General features: G+C 63.1%; 18 protein-coding genes. 8 read left to right on the top strand and 10 right to left on the bottom strand.

Features of this window, described 5'->3' with window-relative positions:
* On the bottom strand, positions 1-1,623 hold the full coding sequence (locus AB5975_15720; GenBank protein ID XDR18141.1) for a methyl-accepting chemotaxis protein: 1,623 nt from the start codon (positions 1,621-1,623) through the stop codon (positions 1-3).
* A gap of 159 nt (positions 1,624-1,782) precedes the next feature.
* Positions 1,783-2,463 carry a tellurite resistance TerB family protein gene (locus AB5975_15715; protein XDR18140.1) on the bottom strand — a complete coding sequence of 227 codons (681 nt, stop codon included), beginning with the start codon at positions 2,461-2,463 and terminating at the stop codon, positions 1,783-1,785.
* A 217-nt stretch (positions 2,464-2,680) separates the two neighbouring features.
* On the opposite strand from AB5975_15715, the gene ydcS reads away from it, so the two are divergent.
* The 5 genes from ydcS (at position 2,681) to AB5975_15690 (ending at position 8,103) form a co-directional block, all read left to right on the top strand.
* Entirely contained in the window at positions 2,681-3,832 is a 1,152-nt protein-coding gene (ydcS, locus tag AB5975_15710; protein XDR18139.1) for a putative ABC transporter substrate-binding protein YdcS, read from the top strand.
* A gap of 88 nt (positions 3,833-3,920) precedes the next feature.
* The gene (locus AB5975_15705) at positions 3,921-4,952 is read left to right on the top strand and encodes an ABC transporter ATP-binding protein (protein ID XDR18138.1); all 1,032 of its coding nucleotides are present in this window, start codon (positions 3,921-3,923) and stop codon (positions 4,950-4,952) included.
* A gap of 1 nt (position 4,953) precedes the next feature.
* Positions 4,954-5,865: an ABC transporter permease gene (locus AB5975_15700; protein ID XDR18137.1), complete on the top strand. Its 912-nt coding sequence runs from the start codon at positions 4,954-4,956 to the stop codon at positions 5,863-5,865.
* Positions 5,855-6,661: an ABC transporter permease gene (locus AB5975_15695; protein XDR18136.1), complete on the top strand. Its 807-nt coding sequence runs from the start codon at positions 5,855-5,857 to the stop codon at positions 6,659-6,661. Before AB5975_15700 ends, AB5975_15695 begins: the two co-directional genes overlap by 11 nt.
* Positions 6,662-6,678: 17 nt before the next feature.
* A complete protein-coding gene (locus AB5975_15690) occupies positions 6,679-8,103 on the top strand; it encodes a gamma-aminobutyraldehyde dehydrogenase (GenBank protein XDR18135.1) in 1,425 nt (474 codons plus the stop codon).
* Between the two features lie 69 nt (positions 8,104-8,172).
* Here the strand turns inward: AB5975_15690 and AB5975_15685 are convergent, their stop codons facing one another.
* Positions 8,173-9,279 (bottom strand): NADH:flavin oxidoreductase/NADH oxidase, encoded by a 1,107-nt coding sequence (locus AB5975_15685; GenBank protein XDR18134.1) that lies wholly within the window; start codon positions 9,277-9,279, stop codon positions 8,173-8,175.
* Positions 9,280-9,387: 108 nt separating this feature from the next.
* On the opposite strand from AB5975_15685, the gene AB5975_15680 reads away from it, so the two are divergent.
* Complete coding sequence (locus AB5975_15680) at positions 9,388-9,633, top strand: hypothetical protein (GenBank protein XDR18133.1); 246 nt, start codon at positions 9,388-9,390, stop codon at positions 9,631-9,633.
* A 149-nt stretch (positions 9,634-9,782) separates the two neighbouring features.
* Here the strand turns inward: AB5975_15680 and recJ are convergent, their stop codons facing one another.
* Both recJ and AB5975_15670 read right to left on the bottom strand, forming a co-directional pair.
* Positions 9,783-11,492 (bottom strand): single-stranded-DNA-specific exonuclease RecJ, encoded by a 1,710-nt coding sequence (recJ, locus tag AB5975_15675; GenBank protein ID XDR18132.1) that lies wholly within the window; start codon positions 11,490-11,492, stop codon positions 9,783-9,785.
* Between the two features lie 8 nt (positions 11,493-11,500).
* Entirely contained in the window at positions 11,501-12,043 is a 543-nt protein-coding gene (locus AB5975_15670; protein XDR18131.1) for a YaeQ family protein, read from the bottom strand.
* 131 nt (positions 12,044-12,174) lie between these two features.
* On the opposite strand from AB5975_15670, the gene AB5975_15665 reads away from it, so the two are divergent.
* Positions 12,175-13,374 (top strand): CaiB/BaiF CoA transferase family protein, encoded by a 1,200-nt coding sequence (locus AB5975_15665; GenBank protein ID XDR18130.1) that lies wholly within the window; start codon positions 12,175-12,177, stop codon positions 13,372-13,374.
* 20 nt (positions 13,375-13,394) lie between these two features.
* A complete protein-coding gene (locus AB5975_15660) occupies positions 13,395-14,270 on the top strand; it encodes a TIGR02285 family protein (GenBank protein ID XDR18129.1) in 876 nt (291 codons plus the stop codon).
* 183 nt (positions 14,271-14,453) lie between these two features.
* On the opposite strand, the gene AB5975_15655 is transcribed toward AB5975_15660, so the two are convergent.
* The 5 genes from AB5975_15655 to AB5975_15635 all read right to left on the bottom strand — a co-directional run bounded on the left by AB5975_15655 (position 14,454) and on the right by AB5975_15635 (position 18,968).
* Entirely contained in the window at positions 14,454-14,735 is a 282-nt protein-coding gene (locus tag AB5975_15655; GenBank protein XDR18128.1) for a DUF3509 domain-containing protein, read from the bottom strand.
* 79 nt (positions 14,736-14,814) lie between these two features.
* Positions 14,815-15,234, bottom strand: coding sequence for a response regulator (locus tag AB5975_15650; GenBank protein XDR18127.1), 420 nt, complete (start codon positions 15,232-15,234; stop codon positions 14,815-14,817).
* A gap of 131 nt (positions 15,235-15,365) precedes the next feature.
* A complete protein-coding gene (gene thrC / locus AB5975_15645; protein XDR18126.1) occupies positions 15,366-16,775 on the bottom strand; it encodes a threonine synthase in 1,410 nt (469 codons plus the stop codon).
* Between the two features lie 61 nt (positions 16,776-16,836).
* The gene (locus tag AB5975_15640) at positions 16,837-18,141 is read right to left on the bottom strand and encodes a homoserine dehydrogenase (protein ID XDR18125.1); all 1,305 of its coding nucleotides are present in this window, start codon (positions 18,139-18,141) and stop codon (positions 16,837-16,839) included.
* An 83-nt stretch (positions 18,142-18,224) separates the two neighbouring features.
* A complete protein-coding gene (locus AB5975_15635; protein XDR18124.1) occupies positions 18,225-18,968 on the bottom strand; it encodes a thioredoxin fold domain-containing protein in 744 nt (247 codons plus the stop codon).
* Positions 18,969-18,978 lie beyond the last annotated feature (10 nt).

Raw genomic sequence — 18,978 nt, 5'->3', positions numbered from 1 at the left:
TCAGACTTTGAAGCGCGACACGCCGCCACGCAGGCCCGCGGCCACCTGGCTTAGCTCATCGATGGCAAAACTGGCCTGGCGCAGCGACTCGACGGTCTGGGTGCTGGCATCGCTGAGCTGGGCCAGCGCCTGGTTGATCTGCTCGGCACCGGTGGCCTGGGCCTGCATGCCTTCGTTGACCATCAGCACGCGCGGTGCCAGGGCCTGCACCTGGTGGATGATCTGGCTGAGCTGCTCGCCCACCTGTTGTACTTCGAACATGCCGCGGCGCACTTCTTCGGAGAACTTGTCCATGCCCATGACCCCAGCCGACACGGCCGACTGGATCTCGCGCACCATCTGCTCGATGTCGTAGGTGGCGACGGCGGTCTGGTCGGCCAGGCGGCGCACTTCGGTGGCGACCACGGCAAAGCCGCGACCATATTCGCCGGCCTTTTCTGCCTCGATGGCGGCGTTGAGCGACAGCAGGTTGGTCTGGTCGGCAACCTTGACGATGGTGACCACCATCTGGGTGATGTTGCTGGCTTTCTCGTTGAGGATGCCAAGCTTGGCGTTGACCAGATCGGCTGCGCCCATCACCTGGTGCATGGTCTCTTCCATGCGCGCCAGGCCCTGCTGCCCGGAGCCTGCCAGGCTGGAAGCCTGGTCAGCGGCGGTCGTCACTTCGGTCATGGTGCGCACCAGGTCGCGCGAAGTGGCGGCGATTTCTCGCGAGGTGGCGCCGATTTCGGTGGTGGTGGCGGCCGTTTCGGTGGCGGTGGCCTGCTGTTGCTTGGACGTGGCGGCAATTTCGGTAACCGAGGTGGTCACCTGCACCGACGAACGTTGCGCCTGGGCTACCAGGTTGGCCAGTGCTTCGGCCATCTCGTTGAAACCGCTTTCGATGGCACCGAACTCGTCCTTGCGGTCCAGGCTCAGGCGCATGCTCAGGTCGCCCGAGCGCAGCTTGTCGAGGGCATGCACGATACGTTGCATGGGCGCGGTGATGGCGCGCATCAGCAGCAAGCCGCAGATGCCAGCGGCAACGATTGCCAGCAGCAGCGAAACGACCATGCTGCCCTTGGCCGTGCTCACGGCGCTGACGATCTCGTTGGTGGCGGCGTCGGCTGATGCCCGGTTGTTCTCGATCACTTCATTCAAGTGCTTGCGCCCATCTACCCAGGCCGGGGTCAGCACTTCGATGATCAGCCGTTCGGCTTCGGCGTAGTTGTGCTGGCGGTAAGTATCCAGCACCTGGTTGACGATCTTCAGGTAGCCCTCTTCCAACTGCACGAAGTTGTCGAAGCGGGTTTGATCATCCTTGTCCTGGATGGTGGCCTGGTAGCTGGCCATGTGTTGCTTGAGCCGGTCTTCGAAGCTTTTGAACAGCTCCATGTCGGCCGAAGTGATTTCACGGTGGTTGGACAGGCCCACCAGTTGCTGGCTGGTGACGTAGCTATCGACCCAGGCGCTGCGGATCATCGAGCTGTAGTAGACCCCGGGAATGCTGTCGGTCCCTACCGCCTCTTCGGCGGTTTCGATGGTCACCAACCGCGAATAGGCGGCCACGATCATCAGCAGCATGATGGCGATGATCACGGCGAAACTTGCCAGGATCCGTTGGCGCAAGGTCCAGTTTTTCACATTCAGCCCTCAGGAATTCACAACGAGCGGGAAAAATCGCCGAAGTATAGCCTAGAGGCCTTACGGTTTTGCGGGTGAAGTGAAGGGTAAACAGGCAGCAGTGCTGATGGACACGCCATTTGGGCAAAGGCAATTGGGGCCGCTGCGCGGCCCCGATCACTAACCTGCGGCAAGCCGCGCCTGGCTATCCAGCGCCTGGCGCAAGCCTGGGTCCAGGCGCAACTGACGGGCCAGCTCGTCCAGGTAGGCCCGCTCCATGAAGTTTTCCTCGTCGACCATCATCACGCTGGCCAGGTACATCTCGGCAGCCATCTCCGGCGTTTGCGCGGCGCGGGCCACTTCAGCCGGGTCCAGCGGCTTGTTCAACTCGGCATGCAGCCAGTGCTGCAATTCGCGGTCGCTGTCCAGGCGGGTGAACTCGCCCTCGATCAACGCCCGCTCGCGCTCGTCGATATGGCCATCGGACTTGGCCGCTGCCACCAGCGCCCTCAGCACCGCCTGGCTGTGCTGCTCGACCTGGGCCGGCGGCAGGCGGTCGACGGTTTGCGGCTCGCTTGCAGCTACCCGCTGATTGGCCTGCCAGTTGCCGTAAGCTTTGTAGGCCAACACGCCCAGCGCGGCCAAGCCACCGTAAGTCAGAGCCTTGCCGCCGTACTTGCGCGCCTTCTTGTTCCCCAGCAACAAGCCCAGCGCCCCCCCACCCAACAGGCCGCCGCCTGCTCCAGACAACAGCCCGCCAAGCCCGCCTGACGCGCCGCCAGGCTTGTTGGCGCCGCCTTGTTTTTCAAGCAATTGCTGGCCGGACTTGAGGAGCTGATCAAGCAAACCCCGAGTATTCATGCGCGTGTCTCCACGTAAGAAGATTCAAGCGCCAGAGTAAGGCTTGGCGCAGCACACGCCATGCAGGGATTTGCTTCCGGATGTTGCGTTAGCTGGCAAAAAGCCAACTAGACTCGATATCGCCAATACCTCGCACCCGCGCACTACGCTTATAACGATTGCTTCACCGCTTGCTTGATGACTGCCCCGAACAAGATCGCCAAGAAGAGGGAACACCATGTCAGTGCACAAGACCGCATTGCTCGGCGCCATGACTGGCGCCGTGCTGGCCAGCGCCAGCCTGCAGGCCGCCGAACCGCCCAAGGCCCTGGGGGCCGGTGAGGGGCGCCTGGACATCGTCGCCTGGCCCGGCTACATCGAGCGCGGTGAAAGCGACAAGGCCTACGACTGGGTGACCGGTTTCGAGAAGGAAACCGGCTGCAAGGTCAGCGTGAAAACCGCCGCCACCTCGGACGAAATGGTCAGCCTGATGACCAAGGGCGGCTATGACCTGGTGACCGCCTCGGGCGACGCCTCGCTGCGGCTGATCGTCGGCAAGCGCGTACAGCCGATCAACACCGCCTTGATCCCCAACTGGAAAAACATCGACCCACGCCTGCAGAACGGCGGCTGGTACGTGGTCGACAAGCAAGTGTATGGCACCCCGTATCAATGGGGGCCGAACGTGCTGCTGTACAACACCAATACCTTCAAGCAGGCGCCAACCAGCTGGAGCGTTGTGTTCCAGCCGCAGGAGCTGCCTGACGGCAAACCGAACAAGGGGCGCGTGCAAGCCTATGACGGGCCGATCTACATCGCCGACGCCGCCCTGTACTTGAAGTCGGCCAAGCCCGAACTGGGTATCAAGGACCCGTACGAACTGAACGAGGAGCAATACAAGGCCGTGCTGGAACTGCTGCGCCAGCAGCAACCGCTGATCCACCGCTACTGGCATGACGCCACGGTGCAGATGAGCGACGTGAAGAACGAAGGCGTGGTCGCCTCCAGTTCATGGGGCTACATGGTCAATGGCCTGAAGGCCGAGAACCAGCCAGTGGCCTCGACCATTCCCAAGGAGGGTGCGACCGGCTGGGCCGACACCACCATGCTGCACGCCGAGGCCAAGCACCCCAACTGCGCCTACAAGTGGATGGACTGGTCGCTGCAGCCGAAGGTGCAGGGCGACGTGGCGGCCTGGTTCGGCTCGTTGCCGGCGGTGCCGGCTGCCTGTACAGGCAGCCAATTGCTGGGCGCCGAGGGCTGCAAGACCAATGGCTTCGACAATTTCGACAAGATTGCCTTCTGGAAAACCCCACAGGCCCAGGGCGGCAAGTTCGTGCCGTATAGCCGCTGGACCCAGGACTACATTGCAATCATGGGTGGGCGCTGAGGTTGCCTGAATGCCTGATCCTGCCTTTTCGCGGGTTTACCCGCGCAAAGGCAGGATCAGGAGCAAGCCCATTGCCCGGAGCCCACGCATGCCCCTAGCCGTCCAGTTCACCCAGGTTTCCCGCACCTTCGGCGAGGTCAAGGCCGTCGACCAGGTCAGCATCGATATCATCGATGGCGAGTTCTTCTCCATGCTTGGCCCTTCCGGCTCGGGCAAGACCACTTGCCTGCGCCTGATCGCCGGCTTCGAACAACCCTCCAGCGGTTCAATCCGCATCCACGGGGTGGAGGCCGCTGGCATGCCGCCCTACCAACGTGACGTCAACACCGTGTTCCAGGACTACGCACTGTTCCCGCACATGAACGTGTTGGACAACATCGCCTATGGCCTGAAGGTAAAGGGCGTGGCCAAGGCCGAACGCCATAGTCGCGCCGAAGAAGCCCTGGCCATGGTGGCCCTGGCCGGCTACGGCACGCGCAAACCAGCGCAACTGTCTGGCGGCCAGCGCCAGCGTGTGGCCCTGGCCCGTGCACTGGTCAACCGGCCGCGCGTGCTGCTGCTGGACGAGCCGCTGGGCGCACTGGACCTGAAGTTGCGCGAACAGATGCAAGGGGAGCTGAAAAAGCTGCAACGCCAGCTGGGCATCACCTTCATCTTCGTCACCCACGACCAGACCGAAGCGCTGTCGATGTCCGACCGGGTCGCGGTGTTCAACCGTGGCCGCATCGAACAGGTCGACACCCCGCGCAATCTGTACATGAAGCCCGCCACCACCTTCGTCGCCGAATTCGTCGGCACCTCCAACGTGGTACGTGGCGAGCTGGCCATGCAGCTCAACGGCAGCCCGGCCCCCTTCTCCATCCGTCCCGAGCACATCCGCCTGGGCGACCTTGTGGTCACCAGCCACGAAGTGCAGGTAAGCGGCCTGTTGCGCGATATCCAGTACCAGGGCAGCGCCACCCGCTACGAGCTGCAATTGGACAACGGCCAACTGCTGGCGGTAAGCCAGGCCAACGACCGCTGGCAGGCACAGGCACAGGCCTGGCAGACCGGGCAGCGGCTGCAGGCGCACTGGCCCCGCGAGGCAATGACGGTGCTGCAGGAAACCGAGGGCCGCTGACATGAGCACACTGCGCGGCCTGTCCAACCTGCTGTACCGGCGCCCCAACCTGTACCTGGCACTGCTATTGATACCGCCGCTGACCTGGTTCGGCGCAATCTACCTGGGCTCGCTGCTGAACCTGCTGTGGCAGGGTTTCTATACCTTCGACGATTTCACCATGGCGGTGACCCCGGACCTGACCCTGGGCAACTTCGCCGCGCTGTTCAACCCGTCGAACTTCGACATCATCCTGCGCACCCTGGGCATGGCAGTGGCGGTGTCGCTGGCCAGTGCGGTGCTGGCCTTCCCCATCGCCTACTACATGGCGCGCTATACCAGCGGCAAGACCAAGGCATTTTTCTACATCGCGGTGATGATGCCGATGTGGGCCAGCTATATCGTCAAAACCTATGCCTGGACCCTGCTGTTGGCCAAGGGCGGCGTGGCCCAGTGGTTCGTCCAGTTGTTGCACCTGGATGCCCTGCTGCAGGCGGTGTTGGCGGTGCCGGGCGTGGGCGGCAGCACGCTGTCGACCTCGCACCTGGGGCGCTTTCTGGTGTTCGTGTACATCTGGCTGCCGTTCATGATCCTGCCCATCCAGGCCTCGCTGGAGCGCTTGCCACCGTCGCTGCTGCAAGCTTCGGCCGACCTCGGCGCACGGCCGGGGCAAACGTTCGTGCAGGTGATCCTGCCGTTATCTATCCCCGGCATCGCCGCCGGCTCGATCTTTACCTTCTCGCTCACCCTGGGCGACTTCATCGTGCCGCAACTGGTCGGCCCACCCGGTTACTTCATCGGCAGCATGGTCTATGCCCAGCAGGGGGCGATTGGCAACATGCCGATGGCTGCCGCGTTCACCTTGGTGCCCATCGTGCTAATCGCGGTGTACCTGTCCATCGTCAAGCGCCTGGGGGCCTTCGATGCACTCTGAAAAAGCATCACCGGGGCTGCGCCTGGCGGCCTGGGGCGGGTTGCTGTTCCTGCACTTCCCGATCCTGATCATCTTTCTGTACGCCTTCAACACCGAAGACGCGGCGTTCAGCTTCCCGCCCAAGGGCTTCACCCTGAAGTGGATTGGCGTGGCCTTCGCCCGGCCCGATGTGCTGGAGGCAATCAAGCTGTCACTGCAGGTGGCCTGCCTCGCCACGCTGATCGCGCTGGTACTGGGCACACTAGCCTCGGCTGCGCTGTACCGGCGCAGCTTTTTCGGCAAGGAGAGCATTTCGCTGATGCTGATCCTGCCCATCGCCCTGCCCGGCATCATCACCGGCATCGCCCTGCTCTCGGCGTTCAAGACCTTGGGGATCGAGCCTGGTGTGTTCACCATCGTGGTCGGCCACGCCACGTTCTGCGTGGTGATCGTCTACAACAACGTGATCGCCCGCCTGCGGCGCACCTCGCAGAGCCTGATCGAAGCGTCGATGGACCTGGGCGCCGATGGCTGGCAGACCTTCCGCTACATCATCCTGCCCAACCTCGGTTCGGCGCTGCTGGCCGGCGGCATGCTGGCCTTTGCCCTGTCGTTCGATGAAATCATCGTCACCACCTTCACCGCCGGCCACGAACGCACGCTGCCGATCTGGCTGCTCAACCAACTCAGCCGCCCGCGTGACGTACCGGTGACCAACGTGGTCGCCATGCTGGTGATGCTGGTGACCATGCTGCCAATCCTTGGCGCCTATTACCTGACCCGTGGCGGCGAAAGCGTCGCGGGCAGTGGCAAATGACCCTGGAGGAGTCCCCGATGCAAACGCAGATGCTGATCAATGGCCAACTGGTCGCGGGCCAAGGCCCCGCCTGGACCGTGCTCGACCCGGCGCAGGGCACCGCCCTGGCGCAGATCAACGAAGCCACCGAGGCCCAGGTGGACAGCGCCGTGCGCGCCGCCGACCAGGCTTTCGACAGCTGGTCGCAAACCAGCCCCAAAGACCGCTCGCAAACCTTGCTGGCGCTGGCGGACGCCATCGAAGCCCACGGCGATGAACTGGCCCGGCTGGAATCTCAGAACTGCGGCAAGCCCCTGAGCGCCGCGCTGAACGACGAAATCCCGGCGATTGCCGATGTGTTCCGCTACTTCGCCGGTGCGGCGCGTTGCCTGGGCGGCTTGGCGGCCGGCGAATACCTGCCAGGCCACACCTCGATGATCCGTCGCGACCCGCTGGGTGTGGTGGCCTCGATTGCCCCGTGGAACTACCCATTGATGATGCTGGCCTGGAAGATCGCCCCGGCCCTGGCAGCCGGCAATACCGTGGTGATCAAACCCTCCGAAATGACCCCGCTGACGGCCCTGCGCCTGGGCGAGCTGGCCCAGGACCTGCTGCCACCGGGTGTACTGAACATTCTGTTTGGCCGCGGCCAGACCGTCGGCAACCCGCTGGTCAACCATCCAAAGGTGCGCATGGTGTCGCTGACCGGCTCGATCCCCACGGGTGCACACATCATCAGTGCCACCGCCGACAGTGTGAAGCGCATGCACATGGAGCTGGGCGGCAAGGCCCCTGTACTGGTGTTCGACGACGCCGACATCGACGCCGCTATCGATGGCATCCGCACCTTCGGCTTCTACAACGCCGGCCAGGACTGCACCGCTGCCTGCCGCCTGTATGTGCAGGACGGCATCTACGAACGCTTCGTCGAGCGCCTGGGTGAAGCCGTCGCCAGCCTCAAGCCCGGCCTGCAGGAGGCCGAGGACACCGAGCTGGGGCCGCTGATCAGTGCCCAGCACCGCGACAAGGTCGCAGGCTTGGTGCAGCGGGCCATCGCCCAGCCGCACATTCGCCTGGTAACCGGTGGCAAGGCGATTGACGGCGACGGCTTCTTCTTCGAGCCGACCGTGCTGGCGGATGCCCAGCAGGACGACGAGATCGTGCGCAACGAAGTGTTCGGCCCAGTGGTATCGGTCACCCGCTTTACCGATGAAGCGCAGGCGCTGGAATGGGCCAACGACTCCAACTACGGCCTGGCCTCATCGGTATGGACCCGCGACACAGGCCGCGCCCACCGCCTGGCGGCGCGCTTGCAGTACGGCTGCACTTGGGTGAATACCCACTTCATGCTGGTCAGTGAAATGCCCCATGGCGGGCAGAAGCACTCAGGGTATGGGAAGGACATGTCGATGTATGGGCTTGAGGATTACACCTGCGTGCGGCATGTGATGATCAAGCACTAGCCCGCTGAACATACGCGGTTGTTGTAGGTGCGCGCATGCGTTCCTACAACAACCGCGTAAAGGCCTGGATCAGTCCCGCAGATCCGACTCGTGAATCGGGTTGGCCCGGCTGGTCGCGCGCTGGTACTGCGCAGGCCAGGTCGCCTTGTTGCCGCCCAGGTCGTCATCGGCATGCAACGGCCAGTACGGGTCGCGCAGCAGTTCACGGGCGAGGAAGATGATATCGGCCTGGCCGGTGCGCAAAATATGCTCGGCCTGGGCCGGTTCGGTGATCATGCCCACGGTGCCGGTGGCGATTTCCGATTCCTTGCGCACGCGCTCGGCGAAGCGGGTCTGATAGCCAGGGCCAGTGGGGATTTCAGCGTTTACCGAGGTCCCGCCAGAGGACACATCGATCAGGTCTACGCCCAACCCTCGCAGACGTCGGGCCAGTTCAACGGTTTCATCGGGGTTCCAGCCATCTTCGACCCAATCGGTTGCCGATACCCGCACGAACAATGGCAACTCGGCCGGCCAGACCTTGCGCACGGCCTCCACCACTTGCAAGGTCAGGCGGATGCGGTTTTCGAAGCAGCTGCCGTACTCGTCGCTGCGTTGGTTACTCAGCGGCGAGAGGAACTGGTGCAACAGGTAGCCATGGGCAGCATGAATTTCCACCACCTTGAAACCGGCCTTCAAGGCGCGCTCAGTCGAGGCAACGAAGGCGTCGATAACACCCTGGATCTCGTTCTCGGTCAGCTCGCGTGGCGCTGTGTGCTGCGGGTCGAAGGCGATCTTCGAAGGGCCCACCGGCTGCCACCCGCCGTCTTCGAGCTTCACACTACCCTGCTTGCCCAGCCATGGGCGATAGGTGCTGGCCTTGCGCCCGGCGTGTGCCAGCTGGATACCGGGCACGGCGCCTTGGGCGGTGATGAAGCGAGTGATGCGTTGCAACGGGGCGATCTGCGTGTCGTCCCACAGGCCGAGGTCTTCGGCGGTGATGCGGCCATCGGCGGTGACCGCCACGGCTTCGGTGATCACCAGGCCCGCACCACCGACGGCGCGGCTGCCTAAATGGACAAGGTGCCAATCGTTGGCCAGGCCATCGATAGCGGAATACTGGCACATCGGCGAGACGGCGATGCGGTTGGGCAGGGTCAGCTGACGCAGGGTGTAAGGCTCAAGCAGCAGGCTCATGAGGGCACCTCCCAAGGACTCCAATGGTGATCCGGCCCGGACACTCAATTGCACGTCCCTGGCCCAGGTCCGGTCATAACTTCAGACTAGACCAGAATGGGTGGGGGGATGTTCCGTGGGATTTTGGGGTGGCTGGCGGTCGGTCAAAGGCAGATTTTAGCGGGCCCATACCTGATAGGAATTTCAGATGTTCCCTACGACTCAGATCTGGTGTATGTGATCGAGACGTACAACCGGGAAGCAGTGGAAGGCATTGTGTTCTTCTCACTGCTTGGTTTGGCCTCGTTTGTCGCAGCAGGCGTAATGCACTGGCAAAACCGGCAGCGGAAAAAACAATCCGAGATCAGTCAATAGCCGTTGCACCTGACACCGGGGGCGGGTTTACCCGTGAAGAATGTGACGCGGTGAATGGCACCGGCTTTGCCGGTGTTCGCGGGTAAACCCGCTCCCACAGGTACTGCGCAAGCCCTGAACCAGCCGCCGGCCCTCTGGGAGCGTTGGGCTCAGCGTGGCTCCATGTGGGCAATCATCAACTGCACACTTTCATTGCCACGAAACTCGTTCACATCCAGCTTGTACGCCAGTTCGACCCAGCGCACGGTCGGGTTCGGCCACACTTCGCGGTCAACGCCGAAGGCGATGCCATCCAGTCGCACCGAACCACACTCGCTCTTGAGCACCACCTTCAGGTGCCGCTCGCCCACCACGCGCTGCTCCACCAGTTGGAACACGCCGTGAAACAGCGGCTCGGGGAAATGCTGGCCCCACGGCCCGGCATGGCGCAAGGCCTTGGCCAGGTCGAGGTGGAATTCCTCCACGGCCAGGCTGCCATCAGACAACAGCCGGCCTGTCAGGTCTTCCTCGCGCAGCTGGCGCCGCACTTCTTCGTCGAACGCCTCGGCAAACGCCTGGAAATTGCCTTCAGACAACGACAACCCCGCCGCCATGGCGTGGCCGCCGAATTTGCTGATCAGTTGCGGGTGGCGGGCCGCTACGGCATCCAGCGCGTCGCGGATATGGAACCCTGGTACCGAACGCGCCGAGCCTTTCAGCATGCCTTCGCCGGCATCGGCAAAGGCAATGGTTGGACGGTGATAACGCTCTTTAAGGCGCGACGCCAAAATACCGATTACACCCTGGTGCCAGTCGGCATCGAACAAACACAGACCATACGGCATCGACTCGACCGGCAGGTCCTTGAGCTGGGCCAGGGCTTCGCGTTGCATCCCCTGCTCGATGGACTTGCGGTCCTGGTTCAGGTCGTCTAGCTGCTGGGCCATGTCCTGGGCCAGTGCCGCGTCTTCGCACAGCAGGCATTCAATGCCCAGGCTCATGTCGTCCAGGCGACCGGCGGCGTTCAGCCGTGGGCCGAGGATGAAACCCAGGTCAGTCGAGGTGATACGCCGGTGATCGCGGCGGGCCACTTCGAGAATCGCCTTCAGCCCTGGCCGGGCACGACCGGCGCGGATGCGCTCGAGGCCCTGGTGCACCAGGATGCGGTTGTTGGCATCCAGCGGCACCACGTCGGCAACGCTGCCCAACGCGACCAGGTCGAGCAGTTCGCCTATGTTCGGCTGTGCTTGCGTCTCGTAACGGCCCAGGCTGCGCAGTCGCGCGCGCAGGGCCATCAGCACGTAGAAGATCACCCCTACCCCGGCCAACGACTTGCTGGGGAACGTACAGCCCGGCTGATTGGGGTTGATGATGGCGTCTGCGTCGGGCAACTGCTGGCCTGGCAGGTGATGGTCGGTGACCAGCACCTTGAGCCCAGCGGCCTTGGCCGCCGCCACACCCTCGACGCTGGAAATGCCATTGTCCACGGTAATCAGCAGTTGCGGCTGGCGTTGCAGCGCCACTTCGACGATTTCCGGGGTCAGGCCATAGCCATACTCGAAGCGGTTGGGTACCAGGTAATCGACATGGGCCGCACCCAGTAGGCGCAGGCCCAGCACCCCTACGGTGCTTGCGGTGGCACCGTCGGCATCGAAATCGCCAACAATGAGGATACGCTGGCGCTGGTCGAGCGCCTCGACCAGCAGGTCGACACCGGCCTCGATGCCCTTTAGCTGCTGGTACGGCAGCAGGCGCGCCAGGCTTTTGTCCAGCTCGGCCTCGCTCTGCACGCCGCGCGCGGCGTACAGACGGGTGAGCAAAGGTGGCAGATTACCCAGAAATGGCAGGGTCGGCGGCAGAGGGCGAGGTTCGATGCGCATGGGTTGCTTCAGCCACGCTCACCAAGCAGCCACTGCAGTTGTACCTCATGCTGGCCACGGTCGTCGGTGACGAATACCGTGCCTTCGCTGATCATCACGTCCCACTTGATGCTGCGCGGCATGTCGGTCGCCAAGGTTTCCAGCACCTCTTGCGGTACAGCGGCAATGCTCAGGTTCTTCAGGTTCTTGACCGCGCTCACCACTTTGCCCTCCCACACCCGCAGGCTGCCGTAGGCCAGCAGGCTGGTGCGTTCGGTACGGCGCGAGCACCAGGTCAGGCGGTCGGCGTCTGGCTGGCCCACTTCGATCCAATGCAACACGCGATCGTCCAGGCTCTTTTCCCAAAGCGCCGGCTCATCGACATCCGACAGGCCACGGCCAAACGACAAGTTCTCGTTGTACCAGAGCGCATACGCCAACAGACGAACCGCCATACGCTCTTCGGTTTCCGAAGGGTGGCGAGCGATGGTCTGCTTGACGCTTTCGTAGACGTTGCGGTCAAGGTCGGTGAGATTCAATTCGAACTTGTAGGTGGTGGACGGCTGGGCCATGGTCGACGGGCTTCGTGCAAAAGAAAAGTGGCACAGTCTACCCCATCCGCACCTTCCATGCGCCGCAGCAGTACCCGGCGAAACCGACGTGTGATAAAACCACGGCACTGCCCAACTGCCACGGATGCCCCATGTCGACGCCCAGCAAACCCCTCGCCGGCCTTAAAGTTGTCGAACTCGGCACCTTGATCGCCGGGCCGTTCGCCTCGCGTATCTGTGCCGAATTCGGCGCCGAGGTGGTCAAGGTCGAATCGCCCGATGGCGGCGACCCGTTGCGCAAGTGGCGCAAGCTGTACGAGGGCACGTCGCTATGGTGGTTCGTGCAGGCCCGCAACAAACAGTCGCTCACCCTCAACCTCAAGCACCCCGAGGGGCGCGAGATTCTCAAGCGCCTGCTGGCCGAGGCCGACATCCTGATCGAAAACTTTCGCCCAGGCGTGCTGGAAAAGCTTGGCCTGGGCTGGGATGTACTGCATGCGCTGAACCCGCGCCTGGTAATGGTGCGCCTGTCAGGCTTTGGCCAAACCGGGCCGATGAAAGACCAGCCGGGCTTCGGCGCGGTGGGCGAGTCGATGGGCGGCCTGCGCTACATCACCGGTTTCGACGACCGCCCGCCGGTGCGCACGGGCATTTCCATCGGTGATTCGATTGCCGCCCTGTGGGGGGTGATCGGCGCACTAATGGCGTTGCGCCACCGGGAAGTCAATGGCGGCCAGGGCCAGGTGGTGGACGTGGCGCTGTACGAAGCGATCTTTGCCATGATGGAAAGCATGGTCCCGGAATTCGATGTGTTCGGTTTTATCCGCGAACGCACCGGCAACATCATGCCAGGCATTACGCCCTCCTCCATCCACACCAGCGCCGACGGCAAGCATGTGCAGATCGGCGCCAACGGCGATGCGATCTTCAAGCGCTTCATGCAAGCGATCGGCCGCGACGACCTGGCCGACGACCCGACCCTGGCCAGCAACGACGGCCGCGACCTGCGTCGTGACGAGTTGTACGGGGTGATCGATCGCTGGGCCAACAGCCTGCCGCTGGAGCAATTGATGCAGGTGCTTACCACCGCCGAAGTACCGGCCAGCCGTATCTATTCAGCCGAAGACATGTTCAACGACCCGCAGTACCTGGCACGCGAGATGTTCCTGCAGGCCAAGCTGCCGGATGGCAAGCCATTTCGCATGCCCGGCATTGTGCCCAAGTTGTCGGAGACCCCCGGTTCCAGCGAATGGGTCGGCCCGGCCCTTGGCGAGCACACCGAGGCACTGCTCGCCAGCCTGGGCTATGACGCGGCGGCCATCGCCAGCCTGCGCGTAGCAGGCACGGTCTGACTCTGGCGCTGCCCGGTTTCATGCGCGCGGCCCGCTGCCTACGTCACCTGGTCCTGCTGTGCGGGCTATTGCCCGCACTGCTGCTACAGCCTGTCAGTGCCAAGGAACACATCTTCTGGCTGGTGCGCGACCTGCCGCCGTTCACCATTTTCGAAGGCCCGGAAAAAGGCCAGGGGGTGATCGACCAGTTGTTGCCACTGCTGATCGGGCAGATGCCCGAGTACGACCACACCATTTTGCGGGTCAACCGCGCCCGCGGCCTTCAGATGCTGCAAGACCGCAACAGCTTCACCTGCGACCCGACCCTGCTATGGACCCCGGAACGGGCCGAATACGTGCGTTTTTCCATGCCGTCGCTGGGTGTGGTCAGCGGCGGGCTGGTGCTGCGCAAGGAAAACCAGGCGCTGATGGCGCCCTACCTCGACGGCCAGCAGGTAGACCTGCATGGTTTGCTGAGCAACAACGCGCTGAAGCTGGGGATTGTTGCAGAACGCAGTTACGGCACGCAGATCGACGCCATTCTGCGTCAGTTGCCCGACACCGCGCTCAGCCGCCATTATGGCAACGACGCCACTGCCAACCTGCTGCAGATGCAACAACTGGGGCGTTTGCGCCTGGTGCTCGGCTACTGGCCTGAGGTGCGCTATCTCATCCAGCAACAAGGTGGTTCACTGGCTGATTACCAGTTTCATCCTGTGCAGGGGGTAGAACGCTATCAGTTTCTGCATGTGGGTTGCTCGGACAACCCTCTGGGGCGCGAAGCGATTGCGCATATCGATCAGCTGTTACCCAGGCTGCGCCAGGATGTATTGCCGGCGCTGTATGCGCGCTGGCTGGACCCTGCGTTGCAGGAAGACTACCTGGAAGAGAGCAAGCGTTTCTTCGAAGCGCAGTAGTTGCAGCCCATCGCGCCAAAAAAAGCCGCGCCTACAGGCGACTGCGCAGAACCCAAAAAGAAACCCCGGACGCTGGGGAAGACGCCGGGGCCAAGCGAAAGTCCTTGGAGACTTCCCGTGACAGCCCTGCCAGCGCCGGAGCAAAGCGCTGGCCGGCTGCCCCTACTGTGTCTGATAAGCCACTCAGGCAAAGGTTCCCTGGGGTTGCTGACGCTGCTGCAATGCGGCAATCACACACGGCTGCAAACGCCCTTCTGCTATTTGCAAGTCACGGTGCAAGCCATCCACCAAATCGATCAGCAGGCGTTGCTCCTGCAACTGTCGCTCGCTGACCATGCGCCGCAAGGTAATACCGGCAAGGTGGTCATGAACGGTCAATTGGCGATTGCCACTGGCATCGGCGCTGCCGAGGTGTGCCTGATAGGGGGCTAGGGCGTCGTTGAGCAGGCTGCAGATTCTTTCCATCCGGATCACTCGCTGCGTGGTGGGATCTAAAGGAACTGACCAACAGGCACAGCAGAAAGTTCGTCACACTGCGGCTGTCTCAGTGAGCATGCGGGGCCGACATGACAGCTTTACTACACCGCCCTGGGCGCACCTGCAGTGTTTGCAGGGCGTGCTGCAGGCCCGGCATCGACAGCGGCCAGGGCAGCTCGGCGAGCACCCACAGGCCGCGTTTTCTGGCCTCTTGGGCAAGGTTTTGACGATTGGGCGCGGGCTGGCCGACGAACAGCAATGCGCGCGCATTGTGTTGCTGGGCGAGCAAGGCAAGACCGGCCCGCGTTGGCATGGCGTGGTCGAGGATCAGCAAATCGGGGCGATGCTCAGCGCTGAGGCAGGCATCCAGGTCACCGGTGCTCGCGCTGATGCGCACGTTGAAGACACCCTGGCTATTGAGCGCCTGGTGCAGCAGGATCTGGTGGGATGGGCGTGCCTGGTGGATCAACACGTAGGTCTGGTGCATGAGCCGCTCCGGATGGGAGGACCGGCTAATCTAGGCGTTGCGCCCAGCAGGCTGAATAGGGTTTTTCAGAGGCGATCGTGGGAAAAGTCCGAGAAGCTGGGGCCGCGTAGCGGCCCCCCAAACCCACTCAGTTACAGCGGCTTGCCGCGGTTGCCGTGCTGGCTGACAAAGCCCTGTACAGCTTTCAGGTCATTGGCCAGCACCGTGCAACGCTCTTCACGGCTGAACAGGTCGCTGAGGTGCGCCGGCAGTTCCAGCGCCTTGCCCACACCGGCCTTCTCCACCGCTTCCGGGAACTTGACCGGGTGCGCGGTGCCCAGCACCACCATCGGCGTATCCAGGCTACGGCGGCACTCGCGGGCAGCCTTGACGCCGATCGCGGTATGCGGGTCGAGCACTTCACCGGTGGCGGCGAATACTTCGGCAATGGTCTCGCAGGTTTGCTCGTCGCTCACAGCCAGCGAGTCGAACAGCTTGCGCGCTTCGGTCCAGCGGTCTTGCTCGACGCTGAAGCCGCCACCTTGCTTGAAGTTGGCCATCAGCTCGGCAATCGCCCCCCCGTTGCGGCCGTGCAGGTCGAACAGCAGGCGCTCGAAGTTGGACGAGACCATGATGTCCATCGACGGCGACAAGGTCGCGTGCAGGGTGTCCTTGACGTACTGGTTGCCGCTCATGAAGCGGTGCAGGATGTCGTTGCGGTTGGTGGCGACGATCAGCTGGCTGACCGGCAGGCCCATGTTGCGCGCCAGGTAGCCGGCGAAAATGTCGCCGAAGTTGCCAGTCGGTACCGAGAACGCCACCGAGCGCGCCGGGCCGCCCAACTGCAGCGCTGCGTGGAAGTAGTAGACGATCTGGGCCATGATCCGCGCCCAGTTGATCGAGTTGACGGCTACCAGGCGGGTGCCCTTGAGGAACGACTGGTCGGCGAAGCTGGCCTTGACCATTTCCTGGCAGTCGTCGAAGTTGCCTTCGATGGCGATGTTGTGGATGTTGTCGCCGAAGATGGTGGTCATCTGCCGACGCTGCACTTCCGACACGCGCTGGTGCGGGTGCAGGATGAAGATGTCGACGTTGTCGCAACGGCGGCAGCCTTCGATGGCGGCAGAACCGGTGTCACCACTGGTGGCGCCGACGATCACCACGCGCTCGTTGCGCTTGGCCAGCACGTGGTCGAGCAGACGGCCGAGCAACTGCAGGGCAAAGTCCTTGAACGCCAGGGTCGGGCCGTGGAACAGCTCCAGCACCCATTCGTTGCTGTTCAGCTGGCGCAGCGGTGCGACCGCCGCGTGGGCGAACTCGCCGTAGGTTTCTTCGAGGATCTTCTTGAAGTCGGCGTCGGCGATGCTGCCTTCGACGAACGGGCGCATCACTCGGAAAGCCAGCTCGTGGTACGGCAGACCGGCCCACGAGGCGATTTCTTCCTGGGTGAAGCGTGGCAGGTTTTCCGGCACGTACAAGCCGCCGTCACTGGCCAGGCCAGCCAGCAGCACGTCTTCGAAATTCAGGGCCGGTGCCTGGCCGCGGGTACTGATATAGCGCATGGGTGCAAACCTTCGATGCTGGGGCCGGGGCCGCGCTGGCGGCCCGACGGCACTAATTTTGTTAGTTGAGCTGTTCGACGCGAATGCGCACAACCTTGCCGACCACGTCCTGCAGGGCTTCCAGGGCGATGATGGCATCGTTGATACGCTGCTCGACCACACCATGGGTCAGCAGGATCATCGGCACCAGGCCGTCCTGCTCCTCGGCTTCCTTCTGCATGATCGACTCGATGTTGATGCCACGCTCCGAGAGAATGCTGGCCACCTGGGCCAGTACGCCCGGGTGATCCTTGGCCTGAATGCGCAGGTAGTAGGCGCTTTCGCAGGCTTCAATCGGCAGGATCGGGTGGGCCGACAACGAGTCTGGCTGGAAGGCCAGGTGCGGCACGCGGTTTTCCGGGTCGGAGGTCATGGCACGGACCACGTCGACCAGGTCGCCGACCACCGACGAAGCGGTGGGCTCCATACCAGCGCCCGCGCCGTAGTACAGGGTAGACCCGGCCGCGTCACCGTTGACCATGACGGCGTTCATCACGCCGTTGACGTTGGCGATCAGGCGGTCGGCTGGGATCAGCGTCGGGTGCACGCGCAGCTCGATACCTTCGGCGGTGCGACGGGCAACACCCAGGTGCTTGATGCGGTAGCCCAGGGCCTCGGCGTAGTTCACGTCCGCCGTGGTCAGCTGGGTGATGCCTTCGGTGTAGGCCTTGTCGAATTGCAGCGGAATGCCGAACGCGATGGACGCCAGGATGGTCAGCTTGTGCGCGGCGTCGATGCCTTCGACGTCGAACGTCGGGTCGGCTTCGGCGTAACCCAGCGCCTGCGCTTCGGCGAGCACGTCCGGGAAGGCGCGGCCCTTCTCACGCATTTCGGTGAGGATGAAGTTGCCGGTGCCGTTGATGATGCCGGCCAGCCAGTTGATGCGGTTGGCCGACAGGCCTTCGCGGATAGCCTTGATGACCGGGATGCCACCGGCCACAGCCGCTTCGAAGGCGACAATGACGCCCTTCTCGCGGGCTTTAGCGAAAATTTCGTTGCCGTGCACGGCAATCAGCGCCTTGTTGGCGGTGACCACGTGCTTGCCGTTTTCGATGGCCTTGAGCACCAGGTCGCGGGCGATGGTATAGCCACCGATCAGCTCGATGACAATGTCGATCTCCGGGTTGCTCGCAACTTCGAACACGTCAGCGGTAATGGGGGTACCGGTAATCTGGCAGTTCGGGTTCTGCGAGCGCATGGCGATCTGTGCCACTTCAATACCGCGCCCGGCACGGCGGGCAATCTCCTCGGCGTTGCGCTGAAGTACATTGAAGGTTCCGCCACCGACGGTCCCCAACCCACAGATGCCTACTTTGACCGGTTTCACTGTGAACTCCCCATTGAACGGTCGACACGCTTGCCGACCGTGAAACATGCCGTCACCCCATGACGACGGCGTACTTGATTGAATTACTTGGCAAGTGCCAGCTTGGCAACTTGCGGTGCCGGCTGGTAGCCCGGAATGACCTGGCCGCTTTCAAGGACGATGGCCGGCGTGCCATTGACACCGATCGACTGGCCCAGCTGGAACTGCTTGCTGACAGGATTGGTGCACTTGGCGGCCTTGATTTCTTCACCTTCGACCATTTTGTCCATCGCCCCACGGCGGTCGCTGGAGCACCACACCGCCTGCAACTGCTGGTCACCCGGCGAGCCGAGGCCCTGACGCGGGAACGCGACATAGCGCACTTCGATACCGCGACGGTTCAGCTCGGGCACTTCGGCATGCAGCTTGTGGCAGTACGGGCAGGTGGTGTCGGTGAACACGGTGATATGCGACTTGGTCTCGCCCTTGGCAGGATAAACCACCATCTCGGCGGCTGGAATGCCGTTGATGAGCTTGGCGATGCCTTGACGTTCGGTCTTCTCGGTGAGGTTGACCGGCTTGCCGTCCTGGATCTGGAACAGGTAACCCTGCATCACGAACTGGCCGTCGGCGCTGGCGTAGAGCACGCGACCGCCCTGCAGCTTGACTTCATACAGGCCGTTGAGGGGGCTGCTGGCCACGCTTTCCACGGGCACTTCCAGCTCTAGGTTCTGCAACGATTTACGGATGGCCTGCTCGGCACCGGCGTTGCTATCGGTTGCCGCAGCGACGGCAAAGGTACTGGCCAGCGCCAAAGCGGCGGCGGCGAAAAACTGGGTCACGCGCATGGGAACTCCT

Origin of the sequence: Pseudomonas putida, assembly GCA_041071465.1 — a bacterium.
Taxonomy (GTDB): Bacteria; Pseudomonadota; Gammaproteobacteria; order Pseudomonadales; family Pseudomonadaceae; genus Aquipseudomonas; species Aquipseudomonas putida_P.
The sequence above is the reverse complement of the archived record's forward strand: the minus strand, read 5'-3'. Positions and strand labels throughout refer to the sequence as shown.